Annotated in this window: 16 protein-coding genes; 8 read left to right on the top strand and 8 right to left on the bottom strand. The window is 65.5% G+C overall.

The features are described 5' to 3' along the window. Window positions 1-101 precede the first annotated feature (101 nt). The 8 genes from MF609_RS02380 to MF609_RS02415 all read right to left on the bottom strand — a co-directional run bounded on the left by MF609_RS02380 (window position 102) and on the right by MF609_RS02415 (window position 8,556). Entirely contained in the window at window positions 102-3,464 is a 3,363-nt protein-coding gene (locus MF609_RS02380; protein ID WP_242414706.1) for a phage tail length tape measure family protein, read from the bottom strand. Further along, window positions 3,461-3,799 (bottom strand): cupin domain-containing protein, encoded by a 339-nt coding sequence (locus MF609_RS02385; protein WP_242414707.1) that lies wholly within the window; start codon window positions 3,797-3,799, stop codon window positions 3,461-3,463. Before MF609_RS02385 ends, MF609_RS02380 begins: the two co-directional genes overlap by 4 nt. Beyond that, window positions 3,796-4,389 carry a phage protease gene (locus MF609_RS02390; RefSeq protein WP_242414708.1) on the bottom strand — a complete coding sequence of 198 codons (594 nt, stop codon included), beginning with the start codon at window positions 4,387-4,389 and terminating at the stop codon, window positions 3,796-3,798. The genes MF609_RS02385 and MF609_RS02390 overlap by 4 nt, the downstream gene beginning before the upstream one ends. Next, a complete protein-coding gene (locus MF609_RS02395) occupies window positions 4,386-5,027 on the bottom strand; it encodes a hypothetical protein (protein ID WP_242414709.1) in 642 nt (213 codons plus the stop codon). The genes MF609_RS02390 and MF609_RS02395 overlap by 4 nt, the downstream gene beginning before the upstream one ends. Window positions 5,028-5,211: 184 nt before the next feature. Further along, window positions 5,212-5,469, bottom strand: coding sequence for a hypothetical protein (locus MF609_RS02400; protein ID WP_242414710.1), 258 nt, complete (start codon window positions 5,467-5,469; stop codon window positions 5,212-5,214). Between the two features lie 69 nt (window positions 5,470-5,538). Next, complete coding sequence (locus MF609_RS02405) at window positions 5,539-6,333, bottom strand: AAA family ATPase (protein ID WP_242414711.1); 795 nt, start codon at window positions 6,331-6,333, stop codon at window positions 5,539-5,541. Then, window positions 6,320-8,185, bottom strand: a complete 1,866-nt coding sequence (locus MF609_RS02410) for a hypothetical protein (protein ID WP_242414712.1) — start codon at window positions 8,183-8,185, stop codon at window positions 6,320-6,322. Before MF609_RS02410 ends, MF609_RS02405 begins: the two co-directional genes overlap by 14 nt. 110 nt (window positions 8,186-8,295) lie before the next feature. Then, window positions 8,296-8,556, bottom strand: a complete 261-nt coding sequence (locus tag MF609_RS02415) for a hypothetical protein (RefSeq protein ID WP_242414713.1) — start codon at window positions 8,554-8,556, stop codon at window positions 8,296-8,298. Between the two features lie 30 nt (window positions 8,557-8,586). Here MF609_RS02415 and MF609_RS02420 point away from each other — a divergent pair, with 30 nt between their 5' ends. The 8 genes from MF609_RS02420 (at window position 8,587) to MF609_RS02455 (ending at window position 20,283) form a co-directional block, all read left to right on the top strand. Next, window positions 8,587-9,114: a hypothetical protein gene (locus MF609_RS02420; protein WP_242414714.1), complete on the top strand. Its 528-nt coding sequence runs from the start codon at window positions 8,587-8,589 to the stop codon at window positions 9,112-9,114. A 279-nt stretch (window positions 9,115-9,393) separates the two neighbouring features. Continuing rightward, entirely contained in the window at window positions 9,394-9,954 is a 561-nt protein-coding gene (locus tag MF609_RS02425) for a helix-turn-helix domain-containing protein (RefSeq protein ID WP_242414715.1), read from the top strand. A gap of 222 nt (window positions 9,955-10,176) precedes the next feature. Then, the gene (ptsP, locus tag MF609_RS02430; RefSeq protein ID WP_242414716.1) at window positions 10,177-12,453 is read left to right on the top strand and encodes a phosphoenolpyruvate--protein phosphotransferase; all 2,277 of its coding nucleotides are present in this window, start codon (window positions 10,177-10,179) and stop codon (window positions 12,451-12,453) included. 328 nt (window positions 12,454-12,781) lie between these two features. Beyond that, window positions 12,782-13,603 carry a helix-turn-helix domain-containing protein gene (locus MF609_RS02435; RefSeq protein ID WP_242414717.1) on the top strand — a complete coding sequence of 274 codons (822 nt, stop codon included), beginning with the start codon at window positions 12,782-12,784 and terminating at the stop codon, window positions 13,601-13,603. Between the two features lie 65 nt (window positions 13,604-13,668). Next, window positions 13,669-14,661 (top strand): tetratricopeptide repeat protein, encoded by a 993-nt coding sequence (locus MF609_RS02440; RefSeq protein WP_242414718.1) that lies wholly within the window; start codon window positions 13,669-13,671, stop codon window positions 14,659-14,661. Window positions 14,662-14,960: 299 nt separating this feature from the next. Continuing rightward, window positions 14,961-16,148 carry a tRNA lysidine(34) synthetase TilS gene (gene tilS, locus MF609_RS02445; RefSeq protein ID WP_242414719.1) on the top strand — a complete coding sequence of 396 codons (1,188 nt, stop codon included), beginning with the start codon at window positions 14,961-14,963 and terminating at the stop codon, window positions 16,146-16,148. 69 nt (window positions 16,149-16,217) lie between these two features. Beyond that, complete coding sequence (gene ftsH / locus MF609_RS02450; RefSeq protein WP_242414720.1) at window positions 16,218-18,179, top strand: ATP-dependent zinc metalloprotease FtsH; 1,962 nt, start codon at window positions 16,218-16,220, stop codon at window positions 18,177-18,179. A 175-nt stretch (window positions 18,180-18,354) separates the two neighbouring features. After that, entirely contained in the window at window positions 18,355-20,283 is a 1,929-nt protein-coding gene (locus MF609_RS02455; protein ID WP_242414721.1) for a CocE/NonD family hydrolase, read from the top strand. Window positions 20,284-20,381 lie beyond the last annotated feature (98 nt).

Here is a 20,381-nt window from a genome sequence, read left to right on the forward strand (position 1 = left end):
CACTGGTTCCAAATGCGGGATTAGGTGGGTTTTGCCGGGTACGCGTGGTTCTGATCGGCAACAGGAGCGGACACGGCTGGGTTTCGCGGGAACGTCCCGCGCTAAACCCTCGCCAGCCGAGCAACCGCGCTAAAATCGTACTCTGCCGATGGTTTCGCGCGGTTTAGATCGACCAGTTCGTGAATACTCGCGCGCATTTCCGACAATATGTCGTTGCCTTCGTCTGCAAGCTGGTTCCCAGCAGCAATCTGCGCATTGGTGGTAGCCAGCGCCGGGTCCGTTGCCCGACCCGCGTCAACGCGGCTGGTTGCCATTTTGATTGCGTCGCGAGCTTCCGAAAGTACCCGGTCGCGATCGATCGCGTACTGTCCGGTAGTGCCGTAAGCATCCTTCGCAGTGGATAATCGGTCCTGATATAGCCGAGCAAGCAAGTCGCCAGCGCCATCGACCCCCGCCGCCAAGTCGGCTTTTGCCTTTGTTATCGCCTCGTCCTGCGCCGCTATCTTGTCCATGGCCGAACCCTCGGCAAGATCACCCGTCGTCATCTGCGCAATTAGGGACTGTAGCGAGCCTACCTGCGCCTTCACCAACTGCTCTGCGAGTTTGGTGCGGTCCTCCGCGTTCTTGCGCTCTACAGCCAGCAGATCGAGGCCGTAGGCTTTCGCCAGCCGGACCCGCTCGGCCGCGACGGAATTGAGATCGCCGAACTGGCTCTTGATCGCACCTACGATACCGCCGAGCGACGCTTCCAACTGGCGGACGCTGCCAGCCTCGGACAGCGCGCGCTCGATATCTTTGCCGGACCCAAGAGCCCTCTTAACGGCTTCTGAAACGCCAGTAACAGCCCCATTAACGACCGCGTTACGAAGCGCTTCGGCGACCGCCTCTTGCAACGAGTCAACCTTGATCCCTTCCGCTGCGCCCGCGCCGTCCCGATCGAAGACGTATTTGTCGCCCTGACTGCCGATCGTTCCCAGATTGAGGTTGCTTGCCAGTGTTCCGCCAAGGCTTCCCGCGATCTGCCCCAACCGATCCATAACACTGTTGGCATAGCCCACGGCTTCGGTCCGGCGACCGTCGCTGTTCTTGCCGCCGCTGATAGCGGTTATCGCCGAACCGCCCCCGTCGGTGCCGAGCGAGGCATAGCCCGATCGTGTCGGCCCGGTCAGCAAATTGCCCGCCAGACCGCCAAGGATCGAACCAACGATAGAACCACCGGGAAGGCCGGTGAGCGCGCCAAGCGCGCCGCCAACCTGCGACCCGCCTCCCGACATCTTGATGCCGAGAAAACCAGCGACGCCAGCGACAGCCGCACCATCCGCCGCGCCCTTGATCGCGGTAGTAGCCTTCTCCCCGATGATCGCGCCAATGCGCCCTGCATTGTCCCGACTGGTGAACAGCCCCGCAACGTTGCTCGATGCCTTCGTAAGGGCGTCAGTGAACAGTTGCTCGGTGGACATGCGCGGCATGTCACGGCGCCTGCCGGTGACGGTGATTTCGGCACTATCGGCAGGGTTCGCGGATGGCGCGGCGGTAATGCCGCGCACGAACGCGTCGATCGCCGGCGCGGCTCGGTCCAACGCGCTTGCCATGTCCGACGCGGCATACCCCGCGCCGTCCAGCTCGTTCGCCATTGACCGCGCGGCCTTCTCCGCTGGCCCTTCGGTCAAGGCTCGTTCGAGGTCCGCGAAGCTATCACCGAACAGGCCGTTGAACAGTTCGCGCCCGCGCGACTGGTTGAAGCTGTCCACCAGCTTCGCAGGCGTATCCAGCAGCGAGCGTAGATCGCCGCGCACCCATGCCTGCGTCGCGTCGTCGATCGTGCTGCGGATATCGCGAGCGGTATCGAGATAGATTGCCTGCGACCGCTGCGCCCGTTCCAGCGCTGCGGCTTCGTCCTGGCGCGCGGCGACCGCTGCGCGCACCTGGTCAACCTGGGCTTCGGACAGAGCGCCGCGTTCACGCTCCATTTGCAGAACGATCCGCGTGACCTCGGCTTCCTGTTGCCGCCCCTGTATCATCAAACCGGTTACGCGGCTGGCGTCATCCGCTTGCCGCAGGAACTCCTCCAGCGGTCGGTTCAGGGCATCGGAGATGATGCCCTTGGCGTTGTTGGCCGCAGCGACCGACTTTTCCCAATCCACCGGCTGACGCTTCGACAGGTCATCAATCACCGCGTCAAGATCGGACAGCGCCTCCCCGGCCCGGTCGGCCAATGTCTTGGGCCGCTCGAACGCGTCGTCCATCGTGCCGATCAGGCCGTTGCGAACCGCGACCTTGGCACCTTCCGCCATCTGGATCAGGGCTGCGAAGTTCGGCGGTTTGCGGCGGCTTAGATCGTCAATCATGTCGTCGAGTTCACGAACCTTCTCGTTCGTTTTCCCGATAATGTCCGGCGCGCCGCTGAACTCGCTAACGATCGATCCCAGCTTGTCCGCAGTATCGCGTCCGAACTCGTCGCGGGCCGCAAACGACGGCGCGGACGATCCGCTGCGCCGCCTGCTGGACGGACCGGGCGGGCGCAGCGACGGGTCCAGTTGGCCCGAAATGAACGACCGCCGCTCGGCCTCGGCCTGCTCGATGTCCTTGAGCGCCTTGGCACCTTGGGCGCGCAACTCGATGAGGCGAGCGGCGGCCTTGGCGTCCTGCGACTTGCTGGTGGCAAGCTCCAACAGCTTGCGATCCATGTCCACGTTGGAACGCCCGATATCGATAAGCGCCGTACTGCCGGGGATAAGCTGATTACCGGACTGCGATCCGGGGACGTATAGCCCGCTCCCGCCGCCCATGCGTGAACGGGCGCTCGAAGTGATAGTCTCCCGGATGCCTTCGTTGGCTTCCTTCAAGGTGTCGCGCGCCGCGTCGGCACGCTTTGCTGCGGACAGCGCCGCGAACAGGACTAGCTGGCGGTTCGTTTCCTTGATCTTGCCGGTTGTCTTGTCGAAGAAGTTTCCGAGATTATCGACGTATTTCGCAAGCCCTTCCGCCGATTCGGCCGCGTTCTTTGCGGCGTCGTCGGTCGCCCAAAGTTGCGAGATCATTGGACCAAGTACCGCCCCGGCGGTGAGGATCACCGCACCCCACGGACCCGCGAAGAACGAGGCCAACCGTCCGCCCGCGCCCTTCACCCCGATCATGTCGAGCGCACTCGCCAGCGACCCGCCCTGCATCGCCATGACGCGCATCAGGTCGGTTCCCATCGACAACTGGATGCCAATATCCTGCATCTGGAAGCCGAGTTGCTGATAGCCAGCCTTCACCTGCCCAGTCGATCGAACGAGATTGTTCATCTCGGTACCGATGCTGTGCGAGCTCTTCACCGCTGCCTGCATCATTTGGGCGAGGCCGGTGCCAGCGTGATCCGCAGATTTCGCCGTCGAGTCGAGACTGTCGCCCATTTTGTCGATGGCGGCGACTGCGCCCGAACTATCACTACTGATTACGAGCGAAGTCTTGAGGGTCATTCCGGTGCTTCCCTATTCATCTTTTTGAGCAGCCGCAGGACCCCGCCTTCGGTCAATCCGAGTGCAGTTGCGATGCGGGCGTTGCTCCACCCAAGGTTCCGGTAATGCTTTGCCCTCAGACCTCGTGCGACCGGTATGTTGAGAACATCCGGCGCAAAATTCTCACTTAGGATGAAGGTTGCGCGCATCCCAATCGTTGAAGCTATCCTGTGATCGGGATGCGGATTGGCAGGTATCAGCAATCGCGTTCCGCCGAACTGTTCGCACAAATGGCGTGTCTTAACTTCCCCGATTAGTTCAATCAGGTTTAGCTCAAGATCGCCTTGCGCGCTCATCTCCGTAACTCGCTGACAGTGCGGATGGCTTGGGCAATATTGATCGGATTGCCCGCCGCGTTCATCAGTCGCTGATATTCCGCACCTGCCTTCGCCAACAGTTGTGCCGTTGCTTGGGGATTGGTGTCGGGTACGCCCACCAGCCGCTGGGCGTGAAGCGATTGCAGCCCCATGAGATTCGGGGCGTTCACGAGGCTGGCGCGCAGGATCGCGCTGATAGTGCCGCTGCTGTCGTGCTTGATGACGGGGCTGATACCCGCGTACTGGCGATCGGCCATCATACGCTTGCCAGTGTCGGTCCACTCGACGCGCCCCCAAATGCCGGTAGCGCGGGATTGCAACTGGACGATCCAGCCGCGCGCCGGGGCGGGCAAGCCCTTCGGCGATGCAAGGTCCGTCGAGTGGTTCTCGTCTATAACGAGCTTGCCCGCGCGCGCGGAGGCGGCAAGGACCGTCTGAACGTCCTTCACCCGATACGGTCCGCGACCGTCCGCCGTTGCGATCTCACCCGCTGGCAGCAGATGCACCCACGCCGGAACGCTACCCGCCTCGGCGACCGGTAGCGCTGCACAGAGAGCGACGAAACTCACTGGCGATTGGCCTCCGCGCTGGCGAGCGACAGTTTGTCGCGCAGCTCGCTCGCCTCGGTATCCAGAACGGCGATCTCTGCTTGCAGGGTTCCGATCTCGGCCACGCGATCCGCATGTTTCATTCCCTTCCTAGCGATGGGACACATCCGGTCGACAAGCACGGGGATTTCCTCGTCGATCTTGTCGCGAAGGAAGTAGAGTAGCGCTGCAATCCCGGGCGGCGGCGCGGTCCAGTCCATGACCGACGGGGGTAGAAGACTGTCGTAGCCGGGGTTGGTGCTGTGCGGGGTGAGAAGATGCGGGCTGTAGTCGCGCACAGCCTGTTGCGCTCCGTTCGCGGTGGCGGCGCGATCGTTCAAGCTCCAACTCAATTGCTTCAGGAACAGCGCCTCGGCTTGCGCCAAGCCGCGCCGAAACGATGCAATGATGTCGTCGGTATGAGGGGGACGATGTTCGATCTGGACAATCATCTGTCGCCGAACAGCGATTTCGCGTTCGAGGCCGGAAAGGCGGTCGCGCGCTTCGCTGATCGCTGCGACGAGATTTTCGAGAGACATAGTGGGTGCGCTCCAAAGCTGGTGCGCATCCCCGGCCTGCACGATGGAGAACAACACCCCTCCGGGGATGCGCTGCACCATATGCTACCCGTTGATAGGGGGTTTACATGCCACCCAAGGGTATCAATGAATGGAGTTCGCCGCCTGTCGCATGGAGCGCCGCGCCTCATGGCGCGGTACGTTGCGGACGTTCTGCCAAGGGGCAGGCGGCACCCTAACGGAATTAAGAAGGCCTAAGAAGGCCTATAAGCAACGATATCGACTGTCAGGGTGCCACGCCAGCCCGCCCCGCGACGGCGCGCTGTACGGCGTCGATATGCGGCCCGATCATGCCGAGCAACGCGCCAGTCGAAACCATCAGCGAGTGCAGTTCGTCCAGATTGAAGTCGTCGTCGGCGGTATGGATCAACATCACTTCGATCATGTGGGCAGCTTGCGCAACGCGCAGGTCGATTTCGCCGATCGAGTGCGGTGCATTGGTAACGCCGAAACGATCGGCGACCATGGTGTCAACGAAGGCCATGTCCAGCTTCCTTAACAAACGTGGTAAATACGGTGGGGTGAGGGCGGCGTGGAACCGCCCGGTTTCAGGTCAGAGAAGCGCCAGCGCCGAGCGCACCGTGTCGCGGGTGACGGGATCGGCCCCGGCCTGTCGCTGCACGGTGACGATGAAATCGGAGAGGCGGCGGAAACTGCGTTGCGCGTTCTGTTGCGCGAAGGCGGTCGCGATCGCGCCGACTGCCCCGTCATCGTCGATACCTTCGACGCGACAGAACCGCTCGATATCGGCCCGCTCTACGTCGTTGTAGGTCAGGCGTTTCCGGTACAGCAGCCGGTCCTGCATCCCTTCATCAAGGATGCTGGTTCCGCCCTTCCCGGCCTCCAACGACAGTTCGTTGTTGCCGACGAAGATCATGCCGATGGGGAAAGTCCCGGCGCAGAAATAGTGCGGCTCGTTCCAGTCGCGCAGCGCGTCGATCGCGTTGTTCGTCAACCGCTGTGCTTCATCGAGAACGATAGTCAGCTTGGGAAACAGTTCCGGGTGATCGTCGCGACGATAGCCCCCGCTAAGGCGTTCGATCTCTACTGCGATCTGGCGCTGAACCTCGCCAGTCGCGTTCGAGACGTGGTTACCTTCACGGTCCGACAGTTGCCGCAGCGCCAGCAGGAGCGTCTGCAACGCCTGTCGCCCGGTCACGCCGCGCTTGTTGATCTTCTCCACCATCACTTTGCCGGGGTTGGCAGCGGCAAACGCATTGATCGCGGTCGATTTGCCGATACCGGGCGGACCGACGAAGAACGACGCACGACGGCGCGCGTGGGTGTCCTGCATGAACGGCACCATCTGCGACAGGATACGGGTAGGGATTGGCTCAAATCCGGCCACTGGCTTGTTCCTTCATAAGCATTGCTGCGAAGCGATCATCTTTCGCGCGTTGACGCGCGGCCTCGTCGGGTTCTTCCGCGCGGCGGCGGGCGTCCTCGATGCGCGCACCGGCGAACCGGCTCGCCTCGCTCGACATGTCGAGGTCGATAAGCGGCGCGGGCGCGGCGCGGGTCGGTAGCGGCGTAACGTTGGCCGCATAGACTTCGGTCGGCGCGATCGGCGCGACCGGGGCCAACTGGCGGCGGCGCTGCCGAGCTGCGCGCTCGTTGCCTTTCTGGTCCCGGCCGGACGCAGCGGCCCCGGCGACTTGCATCGGCAGGTAGGGCATGTCCGGTTGCAGAACCGCCCAGCCGAACTCCGGCAAGTTGACCATCGGCATAGCGTCCCGTTGGTACGGCAGCGCGATGGCGACGGTTTCGCCGTTCGGTAGCTCCGGGTGCCGGTACAGCTTGCCGCCGATCTTCACCGCACCGCGATCGACGCGACGGGTATCGTGGCGGGCGAACGCGGCCTCCAGCGCCAGCGGGTTGACCCGCACCGGTCGCCAACCGGCGTCCAGTTTGGCAGCGAACCATTCGGACGGACTGCGCTTGGCGAAATAGCCCGACTTGATCCGGTACGTTTCGAACATGTCGATCCGCTCGTTCGCCTCGATACAGAATTGTTCGAAGGTGCCGGGATAGGGCTTGGGTGGCTTGCCGACGTTCTGCGTCTTCTTGTCCATGCGGTTACTACCCGCCCAGCCAAGCATCTGCGAGAACACGAAGCGGTCAACCGTCGCAAATTTGCTTTCGATAGGTTTGGACGCGCCGCTATACGGCTTTGCGTTGATAATCGTTCGAACACCCGGTGCGTTTATTAGTTCGAGTGCCGACCTGATCTTGTCGAACATCACGAACTCCATACCGTTGTCGCGGTACAGCTTTTGCGGGAAGCCCCAATCCGGGTGCGACACCATCGCCTTGAAGGCGTCCACGACATGCTCTTGCCGGACACCTTCGCCGGGTGCGAGCAGCACGAAATAGCGGAACAGGCGGTGCGTACCCCAATCCATGAAGCCGATCATTTTCGGCCAGGTCGTCGTTCCGTCCGCGCGCCGCACGATGCAATCGAGCGGCTTCACGTCCATGACGACGACTTCCATGGGAGCGAGGCCGGTGGCGTCGCGCCGGATGCGCGGCTTCATGTCGTCCCAGCGCTTCCGGTCGTTCTCGCGAACGTCGAGCAGCCGCGCGGACTGCGCCTCCATGATTCGACGCTGCGACACGTAGAAGGCGGGCGCGGGCAGTTCGATGCCGCGTGCGGACAGGTCGCGCTTGAATAGGGTGAGGGCAACGCGGCGGACCTGTTCCCATCCGGCCCGTTGCGCAGGCGACGCCCACGCGCGCTGTATCAGCAAGTCGATTTCGTCGCCGATCGCCGCCAATTCGTCCGCCGGTCGCTTCGCTGCGATCCACTCGGCATCGAACTGGCGAGACACCCACACCCGGCGAACGCCGGCATCGGACGGCAGCTTGCGCGCCAGCGCGTTGCTATCGCCGCCCGACTGTTCCAGCCGTTCGATCCAGCGATAGATGGTGCGGACCGGCTCGTTCCACTTCTTCGCGGCGCGCAGGACTTCCGCCTTGCGCTCCGGCGAGCCGCGAGGCTCTTCGATCGCCTCTTGGATCACGCGGTAGCGATAGTTCGTCCTATCGCTCTGGTTCGGCGCTGGACGGTAGCCGCAGCCGAGCGTCGGCAACGGCGCGTCATCGCCCCAATATGCCTCCTGCAACGGCATCGGCAGGCTATCCAATGCGATGAGATAGGACGTCCCAGCATTGCCGCCCCGCCCCGCTACGGAGCGCGCCACAATACGGCTTCCTCGCCAAGGGCCAGCCGCCACAGTGGCTTTCAGCGCTGCCCTACGCGAGATACCTGCCAGTTCGGCAAGTTGAGGCACGGAGAGCCAAACGCGGTCCATTAGGCGTCGCAATCTCGCTTGAGCAGGATCAGCAATCGCAGAACAGCGCTTTCCGGCACGGCGCGGCGGCGACGCCATTGAGCAACACTTGAGCGAGTCTTGTGGAGGAAGTCGGCTAATTCACCGTCTGTCTCGCACCTTGCGCGCAGCTTCATCGCAGCGATCACCGCTGCGCAGTCGCCGTCGAATGCTGCCATGTCCTGTTCCGAAACGTCTTCCCGCTTCGGCGAGAGCAATTCTCTCACGTTATGGTTGGCCATTGCTGCGTCGCCTCATATACCGTGCATCAAATGATGACGCGTGGTGACATGAAAGACAGCGTTTTGCAATCATCAATGTCGGTTATTTTGCCGCCTCAGAGCGACGACGCGGTCCCGGCGTACCTGTCGGCGGTTGTTCGCGCCTTGGGCGGACGTTCTGACGCTGACTTGGCTCGGACCATTGGTGTCCCGTCGCACGTCATAGCGAACTGGCGGCGCAGGCGGCGTATCGCGGCGAATTACGAAGTATGGTTCTCAACGACACTGGCGGAAAAGATCGGCACGTATAATCGTGATCTACCTAATGTTGACGCGACGGCTAAAGCAGCGGTAATCCATCTTATATTGCAGACAGATGGCAATCCTCTGTCGGCAAGCCGAGATCATATAGGCGCTACTGGCTTGGCCCTAGGCGGATTGCTTGCCCTCGCTCAGTTCACCTTGGACGTTTTAGCAGCCACCGGGACCGCTACAGATGACGCCAACACGGTTGCTGGCTTGATACGGCAGATGATGCCTGCGTTCGCGATGGCGGACCATCTGCGAGCATATCGCTAGAGGTTCCCCAAGAGGTTCCCCAATACGGCATCCTCACTCAAGAACGTGCGGATTTGTGCGGTTTATGATTGGGGAACCTGCCCGCACTAGAGATTGGCACTAGAGCGAGCAGAATGGCTGATTTGCGAGGGTTTAGACCTCACCAATGCGGCAACGACCGCGCAGCCCGGAGCCAATCTCTATGGACCGCTCCACCGATTCGTCCACGGGGTTGCCACGATGGCACGGTTGTAGGAAAGTGTTTGTACCAATCTGGTTTGCGCTCGAGGACGACACCCCATGATCACCGCCATCCGCGAAGTGCGCCGTGCGCGCGGCCTGACGCTGGAGGAGGTCGCGATCCGCTGCGTACCGCCGACCACCGCGCAGACGATCGGCCGTCTCGAAACCGGCACGCGCACCGTCTCGGTCGGCTGGCTCAACCGCATCGCCGCCGCGCTGGCGGTCGATGCCGCCGATCTGGTCCGCCTGCCCGAACGGCCCGATATTCCGGTGGCGGCGATCCTCGACGGATCGGGAGCCAGCGCCCCGCGCCGCGCGATGAACGTGACCCCGCCGCGCAGCGAGGGCGATCTCACCGCGGTGATCGTGCAGGCATCGACCGGCGACTATCGCGCGGGCGACATGGTCTGGTGCCGCCGCCTCGCCCCCGCCGACTATATCGCCGCGCTCCACCGCGACGTGCTCGCCCCCGCGCCGGCCGGCCGCTTCGCCTTCGGCCGGTTGCTGGCGTTCGACGGCGACATGGTGTCGATTCTCCCCGCGACGCTCGGCACCAGCCCGCTGGCGTTGCGCTGCGCATGGATCGCGGTGGCGGAACGTCTGGTGCGGAACCTGTAGCCGCCGACGCCACCTGCAAACCCTCCCCATCCCACACACGTCACCCCAGCGCAGGCTGGGGTCTCCCCGTAAGGGAGGGCGCGCCTCGCCGCAGGAAACCCCAGCCTGCGCTGGGGTGACGCAAGAAGGCAGGATCGAAGCCCCCTACCCAAAACCCCAACTTTCCCCGACGTCACCCTAAAGCGTCGTGACGCCCCCTCCTTCCCGTGTTAGCCCTCACTCATGCCCGTCTCGGCCACCGCCTCCGCCCGCGAAATCCTGACGAACCTTCACGACGTGATGGCGTCGCGAAGTCCGGCGCAGGCCAAGCTGAACTCCGTCGTCCGCATCATCGCCGAAGCGCTCGATAGCGAGGTCTGCTCGATCTACCTGCTGCGCGAGGGGCTGCTCGAACTCTTCGCCACCGTCGGCCTGGCGCAGGAGGCGGTGCACGTCACCAAATTCGCGCCGAACGAGGGGCTGGTCGGCACGATCGTCGCCAATATCGAAACGCTGAACCTGGCGGAGGCGGCGACCCATCCCGACTTCGCCTATCGGCCGGAAACGGGCGAGGACAAATATCACAGCTTTGCCGGCGTCCCGATCATCCGTCGCGAACGCGCGGTGGGGGTGCTGACCGTGCAGCACGCCGATCCGCGCCGCTATGCCGATGTCGAGATCGAGGCGCTGCAGACCGTGGCGATGGTGCTGTCCGAACTGATCGCCAATGCCGACCTGATCGATGCGACGGGCGGCACCTCGATCCGTCCGCAGGCGACCGGCGCGGTGCGGGTGCCCGGCTTCAAGCTGGTCGAGGGGATGGGCGCGGGCGTCGCCGTCTTTCACCAGCCGCGCATCGTCATCGAACACACCGTTGCGGACGATACCGAGGCGGAACGCCACCGCGTCTATGCCGCGTTCGACAAGATGCGCGACCAGATCGAACGCATGTCGAACCAGGCCGAATTCGGCGTCGGCGGCGAACATGACGAGGTGCTCGCGACCTACAAGATGTTCGCCTATGACGAAGGCTGGTCGCGCCGCATCAACGAGGCGATCGACAGCGGCCTGACCGCCGAGGCCGCGATCGAACGCGTGCAGCAGCGCACCCGGATGCGGATGCGCGAGATCAAGGACCCGCTGCTCGCCGACCGGATGCACGATCTGGAGGACCTCTCCAACCGGCTGCTGCGCATCGTGTCGGGGCAGCTCGGCACCGCCGCGCAGCTGGGTCTGCGGCAGGACACGATCCTGATCGCGCGCAACCTGGGGCCGGCCGAACTGCTCGAATATGACCGCCGCCGCCTGAAAGGGGTCGTGCTGGAGGAAGGGTCGCTCACCGCCCATGTCGTCATCGTCGCGCGGGCGATGGGCGTGCCGGTACTGGGCCGCGTCCGCGACGTCCGCCGCCTGATCGCGGAGGGCGACCGGCTGTTGCTGAACTCGGTCGAGGACCTGCTGGTCATCCGCCCGACCCCGGCGATGGAGGAGGCGTTCGAGGCCAAGCTTGCGCTGACGCAGAAGCGCCGCGCCGCCTTCGCCGCGATGAAGGGCGAGCCGCCGGTGACGAAGGACGGCCACCGCGTCACGATGATGGTCAATGCAGGGCTTCGCGACGACGTCGCCGCGCTCGACCTGACCGGCGCGGACGGCATCGGCCTGTTCCGCACCGAATTCCAGTTCCTCGTGTCCGCCACCCTGCCCCAGCGCGAGCGGCAGCAGCGGCTCTACCGCGACGTGCTGGAGGTGGCGGGCGACCGCCCGGTCGTGTTCCGCACCGTCGATATCGGCGGGGACAAGGCGCTGCCCTATCTCGACCATGCCGAGGGGCATGACGAGGAAAACCCGGCGATGGGCTGGCGCGCGCTCCGCCTCGCGCTCGGCCGCGAAGGCCTGATGAAGGCGCAGGCCCGCGCCCTGATCGAGGCCGCCGCCGGCCGCACCCTGCACGTCATGTTCCCCATGGTCAGCGAACCCTGGGAATTCAACGAAGCACGCACCCTGTTCGAGGCGCAGCGCGACTGGCTGCGCGGGCGCGGCAAGCCGCTGCCGACCGACATCCGCTATGGCGCGATGCTGGAGGTGCCGGCGCTCGCCGACGTGCTCGATTTCCTGTGGCCCAGCCTCGACTTCCTGTCGATCGGCACCAACGACCTGACCCAGTTCCTGTTCGCCGCCGACCGCGCCGACCCGCGTCTCGCCCTGCGCTATGACTGGCTCAGCCCCGCCATCCTGCGCTTCCTGCGCCGGGTCACGCGTGCGGCGCACGAGGCCGGCAAGCCGGTCGCGGTATGTGGCGAGATGGGCGGCCGTCCCCTCGAAGCCATGGCGCTGATCGCGCTCGGCATCGACCGGCTGTCGATCACCCCGGCGGCGGTCGGCCCGGTCAAGGCGATGATCCGCTCGCTCGACCGGCAGGCGGCGATGGCCGAGATCGACCGCCTGCTCGCCACGCCCAGCCGCACCCTGCGCCCCGCGCTGGAGGACTGGGCACGAGAACACGGCGTAGAGCTAAGCTAGGGCCGATCGACATTCACCTACCTGGACGCAGGACGACTACGCTATCCCGATCGTCACTCCCGCGTAGGCGGGAGTCCATATGCGCCAGCGTCGCGGATCCGGCCGAAACGTTAGCGGTTATGGATTCCCGCCTGCGCGGGAATGACGACAATCCACGACCGTCGCTGAATGTCGATCGCTCCTAATCCTCCCCGGCACGGGGAGGATATGCAGCCCTCACCTCAATTCCTCGCCACTTCCCCGCTCCGGCGTTGACAGCCGCCCACTGCTGGCCGAAACCGCCGATGTACCGGGGGCGGACGATCAGCGGGTTGGAAGGGTAGTGATGATGGACGGCGACAGCACCACGGGCGCGCCACGCACGGCGGGCATGATGCTGCGTTCGGCACGCGAGGCACAGGGCCTGACCCTGTCGGACGTCGCGCAGCGCACGCGGATTCCGCTGCGCCATTTGGAAGCGGTCGAGGACGGCAAGTTTCAGGCGCTGCCCTCGATCACCTATGCGATGGGCTTCGGTCGCGCCTATGCCCGCGCGGTCGGCGTGGACGAGACGGAGGTGGCGCGCGCGCTGCGTGCCGAACTCGCCGCCAATTACCAGCGCCCCGAACCGCTGCAGGACCTCGAACCGATCGACATGCGCCGTGGCCCCTCGCCCAGCGTCGTGATCGTCGCCGCGGCCATCGCGATCCTGCTGCTGCTCGGCGTCGGGCTGTATTTCGGCACCTCGCTGTTCCGCCGCGACGAACCGGTGACCGCGCCCGCCGCGACCGTGGCCGGCGATCTCGGCATGTTGCCGCCCAGCCCGACGCCGGCGGGCGCCGGTGCCGCCCCGGCCAGCGCGCCGGTTCCGGCGGGCGGCGGACAGGTGACGCTGGCCGCCACCGGCACCACCTGGGTCCGCATCTTCGACGACACCGGCACGCTGGTGAACAAGGAGATGAAGGAGGGCGATCGCTACGACGTGCCGATGACCGCGAAGAACCCGCAGATCCGCACCGGCCGCCCCGACCTGCTGACCGTCACCGTCAACGGATCGAACGTGCCGTCGCTCGGCACCGGCGAACGCCCGGTGACCGTCGCGATCAGTGCGGAGGCGCTGCGCAACCGTGGGTCCGCCACGCCGACACCGACGCCGTCGCCCGCCGGTTAAGCGTGGCGACAGCTCGGAAACCTAGGGTCGTGCGGCCCGTCCAACCTGCTCCGGGGGGAGTTTTCATGCGTTCTTTCAAAGCCCTGCCGCTCCTCGCCCTCGGCCTGCTCGCCGCCGTTCCCGCCACGGCCCAGACCGCGACCCAGCTCGACGGCCGCGTCAACAAGCTCGAGCGCGAGATGCGCGCGGTGCAGCGGAAGGTCTTTCCGGGCGGCGCCCCGAACCAGGTCGAGCCGCAGATCACCGCCCCGACCCAGCCGATCGACATCCCCGGCAGCCCGTCCAGCGGCCCGCTCGCCACGCTCACCTCGCGGGTCGATGCGCTCGAATCGCAGCAGCAGTCGCTGACCGGCCAGCTCGAACAGGCGCAGTACAAGCTGCGGCAGCTCGAATCGGCGTTCGAGGCGTATAAGAGCGCGACCGACGCGAAGCTCAAGGCGCTGGAAGGTGCCGGCACCGCGCCGATCGCCCCGGCCTCGCCCGGCGCGGTTGCCGCATCGGGCGACACCTCGACCGACAGCGCCCCGCCGACGCGCGGCCCGGGCAATGGCGGCGGCACCCTCGGCGGCACTACCGTCCGCCCGCCCGCCGTCACCGCGCCTGCCACCAGCGCCGACCCGGCCCGCGCCGCCCGCATCGCCGCCGTCGAAAAGCCCGCTACGGGCGACGCGGCCGAGGACGGCTATCTCTACGGCTTCCGCCTGTGGAGCGCGAAACTCTATCCCGAAGCCATCGCCGCGCTGCGCCCGGTCGTCGCCAAATACCCCAAGCACCGCCGCGCCAGCTACGCCCAGAACCTGATCGGCCGCGCCTATCTCGACGACGGCAAGCCCAGCCTTGCGAGCCGCGAATTCTACGATAACTACAAGAACATGCCCGACGGCGAACGCGCCCCGGACAGCCTGTTCTACCTCGCCGACGCGCTGACCAAGTTGAAGAAGACCAAGGAAGCCTGCGACGTCTATGGCGAGCTGACCGACGTCTATGGCGACAAGATATCGGGCGCGATGAAGGCGGACGTGGCGAAGGGCCGGACGGCGAACAAGTGCGCGGCGTGAGGGGGGAGTTACCTCCTCTCCGATCGTGCTGAGTAAGGGCTGAGCGTAGTCGGAGACCTGTATCAAGGCACTTTTGGCGGTCCTTCGATACGCTGCTTCGACAGGCTCGGCAGCTACGCAGGACGGACGGGATTAGTCCCCCTGCAAAAAATTCCGTTCGGTTCGAGCAGCTTCGAGCTTGTCGAGAAGCGTCCGTCGAGAACCCGCCCGCTTGGGGCACCCCCTTCTCGACTTCGGTTCTCGACAAGCTCGAACCTGCGCTCGAAGCAAACGGGGGAAGAAATAGGGGAACCGAACCGATGCTGGCATCCAATCCGCCCCTCCCCCCCGAAGCCACCACCCGCTTCACCCGCGACCTCACCGCGCTCGCCCCCGCCCCAACGCCCGACCGCCCGCTGGCGATCGCCGTCTCCGGCGGCCCCGACTCGATGGCATTGCTCGCGCTCGCCACCGCCGCCTTCCCCGACAGCGTGATCGCCGCCACCGTCGACCATCGCCTGCGCGCGGCATCGGTGGACGAGGCCCTGATGGTCGCCGACTGGTGCCACACCCGCGCCATCCGCCACGCGACGTTATGGCCCGAAAAGCCCCCCGCCGGCGCCAGCCTCCAGGCGCAGGCGCGCCACGCCCGCTACGCCCTGCTCGCCGACTGGGCACTCGCCGCGGGCGCCTCCGCCCTCGCCACCGCGCACCATGCCGACGATCAGGCCGAAACCTTCCTGATGCGCGCCGCCCGCGCCTCCGGACCGGCGGGCCTCGCCGGCATCCGCCCGCGCTGGGAGTTCGATGCGAGCCGGTGGCGCGGGGACACCCCCCGCCCCGAATCCGCCCCCCGGACCCAAACGCCACTCCAGACCCGATCCGCAGCCTCACCTCAAACGTCACCCCAGCGCAGGCTGGGGTCTCCCCGTGATGAGCGAACCGCCAACCAACCGGAAGACCCCAGCCTGCGCTGGGGTGACGTTCAGGGCGCGGAAGATCGCCCCCTCCCCATCGTCCGCCCCCTCCTCACCTGGCGCCGCGCCGAACTGCGCACCCTCGCCACCAGCCTGCCCTTCATCGACGACCCGTCGAACACCGACCCGCGCCACGACCGCACCGCCGCCCGCACATTGCTGGCCGCCGGGCATCTCGACCCGCTCGCCCTCGCCGCCGCCGCCGCCCATTGCCGGGAGGTCGATGCCGCGCTGACCGAAACGGTCGACTGGCTCTGGCGCACCCGCGCCCTCCCCGCCGAACCCGGCGAACACCGCCTCGACACGACCGACCTGCCGCGCGAACTGCGCCGCCGACTCGCCCGTCGCGCCATCGGCGATGTACGGCTGATCGATGGCATCACCGAAGGCCGATGGTCCGACGCCGCCAACATCGAATCGCTGCTCGACGCGCTCGAAACGGGCGGGAAAGCGACGCAGGCCGGCATACTGGCATCGGCAAAGGCCGGAATCTGGCACTTCCGCCCCGCTCCACCGCGCCGATCAGACTGATCGACGTTGTTCCATTGCCATTAACCTCGCCAAGCCTATCTTGGGTGGACTGAGAGGTAGCACGTCCGCATGAACGACAACGACAAGCAGAACGGCCCCGACAATAACGGCGGCAACCCCTGGATGAAGAGCCTGTTGATCTGGGTCGGCATCCTGGTGTCGCTGGCGATTTTCGTCCAGCTGTTCAATGGCCCGTCGACCCAGACGCAGGGACAGGTGATCCCCTATTCGACCTTCCTGAACAAGGTCGATGAAGGATCGGTCCGCGATGTCTCCATCGCGCCGAACACCATCACCGGCACCTACACCAATGACGACAAGTTCCGCACCAATGCGCTGAACGATCCCAACCTGATCGAACGGCTGCGCGCGAAGAGCGTCGTCATGAACGCCCGCCCCGAGGAAGGCCCGAACATCTGGATGGCGATCCTCGTCCAGTCGCTGCCGTTCCTGCTGTTCCTCGGCATCGCCTTCTTCGTGCTGCGCCAGATGCAGAAGGGCGGCGGCGGCGGCGGCGCAATGGGCTTCGGCAAGTCGCGCGCGCGGATGCTGACGCAGAAGGAAGGCAAGGTCACCTTCGACGACGTCGCCGGCATTGACGAGGCACGCGCCGAGCTGACCGAGATCGTCGACTTCCTGAAGGACCCGACCAAGTTCGCGCGTCTGGGCGGCAAGATCCCCAAGGGCGCGTTGCTGGTCGGTTCGCCCGGCACCGGCAAGACGCTGCTCGCCCGCGCCATTGCGGGTGAGGCAGGCGTGCCGTTCTTCACCATTTCGGGGTCGGACTTCGTCGAGATGTTCGTCGGCGTCGGCGCGAGCCGCGTGCGCGACATGTTCGAACAGGCGAAGAAGTCGGCGCCCTGCATCGTCTTCATCGACGAAATCGACGCGGTCGGCCGCCATCGCGGTGCCGGTCTCGGCAACGGCAATGACGAGCGCGAACAGACGCTGAACCAGCTGCTGGTCGAAATGGACGGCTTCGAAGCGAACGAGGGGATCATCATCGTCGCCGCGACCAACCGTCCCGACGTGCTCGACCCCGCGCTGCTGCGTCCGGGTCGTTTCGATCGTCAGGTCGTGGTGCCGCGCCCCGATATCGAGGGCCGGATCAAGATCCTGCAGGTCCATATGAAGAAGGTGCCGTTGGCGCCCGATGTTGACGCCCGCGTCATCGCGCGCGGTACGCCGGGCTTCTCGGGTGCCGACCTCGCCAACCTCGTCAACGAAGCGGCGCTGACCGCCGCGCGCAAGGGCAAGCGCCTCGTCGCGAACCAGGAGTTCGAGGAGGCGAAGGACAAGGTGATGATGGGTGCCGAGCGGCGCTCGATGGTGATGACCGACGATGAAAAGCGGATGACCGCCTATCACGAGGCCGGCCATGCCATCGTCTCGCTCCACGAACCGGCGTCGGACCCGATCCACAAGGCGACGATCATCCCGCGCGGTCGTGCGCTTGGGATGGTGATGCGCCTGCCGGAGCGCGATTCGTACAGCTATCACCGCGACAAGATGTACGCGAACCTGTCGGTCGCGATGGGCGGCCGCATCGCCGAGGAGATCATCTTCGGCTATGACAAGGTGTCGTCGGGCGCCTCGGGCGACATTCAGCAGGCGACCTCGCTCGCCCGCGACATGGTCACCCGCTGGGGCATGTCCGACGCGGTCGGCCCGGTCGAATATGGCGAACCGCAGGGCGAAAGCTTCCTCGGCTATTCGTCCTCGGCACCTGCCCGCATGTCGAACAAGACCGCTGAACTGATCGACAGCGAGATCAAGCGGATCGTCGAAGGTGGCTTGGAGCGCGCGCGCCAGTTGCTGACCGATCATGTCGATCAGCTGCATACGCTGGCAGGGGCCCTGCTCGAATATGAAACCCTGTCGGGTGACGAGATCAAGCGCCTGATCGCGGGCGAGGATATCGGCCGCGACGAGGGCACGCCCTCGACGCCGCTGGCCGCGGCCGGCACGTCGATCCCGAAGACCCGCCGCCCGCGCGGCCCCTTCGGATCGCCGACGCCGCAGGGCGCGTAACGCCTCGACAGGCGCAAACTTCGGCAGCGGCGTCCCCTTCCATCGAAGGGGGCGCCGCTGGTCGTTCGGGGCACATATCGCGCCAACTTCGTATCCTTTGAAACCGGCCATATTGACTTCCCGGCCCCACGGTCGAACGATGTGACATCGTCCCATTTGTGGAGCCGTTGCCCCCATGCGTATCCGCCCGCTGCTTCTCGCCTGTACCCTCGCGCTCGGTGCCTCGACCCTCGCCGCGCAGACCGCCCAGCCCGGCCCCGATATCTGGCCGCCCAACGGGGACATTCCGGCCAGGTTCGTGCCGCCGACCGACAAATACGACTATGTGAAGCGCGAAGTGATGATCCCGATGCGCGACGGGGTGAAGCTGCACACGGTCATCATGATCCCGAAGGGCGCGGTGAACGCCCCGATCCTGCTGACCCGCACCCCCTATAACGCCTCGGGCCGCGTCGCCCGCGCCGACAGCACCAGCTATGTCGCGACCCTGCCGCAGGGCGACGAGGTGTTCACCCGCGCCGGCTATATCCGCGTGTTCCAGGACATTCGCGGCAAATACGGGTCGGAGGGCGACTATGTCGTAACCCGTCCCGTCCGGGGGCCGCTGAACCCCAGCAGCACCGACCATGTCACCGACGCCTATGACACGATCGACTGGCTGGTGAACAAGGCGAACCTGCCCGAAAGCAACGGCCGGGTCGGGATGCTCGGATCGTCCTACGAAGGCTTCACCGTCGTCATGGCGCTGCTGAACCCGCATCCCGCCCTCAAGGTCGCGGCACCCGAAAGCCCGATGATCGACGGCTGGATGGGCGACGACTGGTTCCATTACGGCGCGTTCCGGCTGGCGAATATCGGCTGGATCGGCAGCCAGACCGGCTACAAGGGGCCAGGTGCCTCGCCGCCATCGACCACCTATGACGATTACGACCAGTTCCGGAACGTGGGGTCCGCGAACGACTGGGCCAAGGCGTCGGGCTATGCCCAGCTGCCCTTCTGGCAGCGCTTCGTCGCCCACCCGTCCTACGACGCCTATTGGCAGGGGCAGGCGCTCGACAAGCTGATCGCCGCCAACCCCTCCAACGTCCCCACCATGTGGGAGCAGGGGCTGTGGGATCAGGAGGACATGTACGGCGCGATCACCGCATGGGAGGCGCTGAAGGCCAAGGGTAAGGGCGGCAACAACTTCCTCGTCATGGGGCCGTGGCGGCACAGCGGCGCGAATTATGACGGGTCGTCGCTCGGCGACATCAAGTTCAACGGCGACACGGCACTGCAATGGCGGGAGAATTACCTCTTCCCCTTCTTCGACCAGTATCTGCGCGACGGCCGCCCGGCCTTCACCCCGCCCCAGGCCCTGATCTACAATACCGGCGAGAATCACTGGGACGAACTCGCCCAGTGGCCGCTGGCGTGCGAGAAGGGCTGCGCTGCCCCGCTGAAGCCCATCTATCTGGGTGCCGATGGCGACCTCGGCTTCACTGCGGCGAAGGCCGGCGGCGACAGCTATGTCTCCGACCCCGCCAAGCCGGTCCCGCACCTCTCACGCCCGGTCAATTTCGACGACGGCCGGTGGAAGGCATGGCTGGTCAGCGACCAGCGCCACGTCGACGGGCGCACCGACGTCATGACCTACCAGACACCGGTGCTGACCCAGCCGGTCAAGGTATCCGGCGCGCCGATCGCCGATATCTTTGCCAAGACGACCGGCACCGACGGCGATTTCGTAGTGAAGGTGATCGACGTCTATCCCGACGTCGTGCCCGGCCAGCCGGCGATGGGCGGCTACCAGCTGCCGATCAGCCTGGATATCTTCCGCGGCCGCTACCGCAACGACTTCGCCAAGCCCTCGGCGATCCCGGCGAACAAGACCCAGCGCTATCGCTTCCGCCTGCCGACGGTAAACCATGTGTTCCAGCCGGGCCACCGCATCATGGTGCAGGTCCAGTCGTCGCTGTTCCCGCTCTACGACCGCAACCCGCAAACCTACGTCCCGAACATCTTCACCGCGCCCAAGGATGCCTATCGCAAGGCGACGGTGACGATCGAACGCGGCGGCGCCAGCCCGAGTGCGGTGTGGCTGCCGGTAGTGGAGGCGAAGTAGGGGCTACCCAGCCCCGGACGCCCCTTCGTCAAAAACGTCACCCCAGCGCAGGCTGGGGTCTCGCTGTTGGCTGGCGGATCGACTGCCACGAGGAGACC

The sequence above is a fragment of the Sphingomonas panni genome (assembly GCF_022664435.1).
GTDB classification, from domain to species: domain Bacteria; phylum Pseudomonadota; class Alphaproteobacteria; order Sphingomonadales; family Sphingomonadaceae; genus Sphingomonas; species Sphingomonas panni.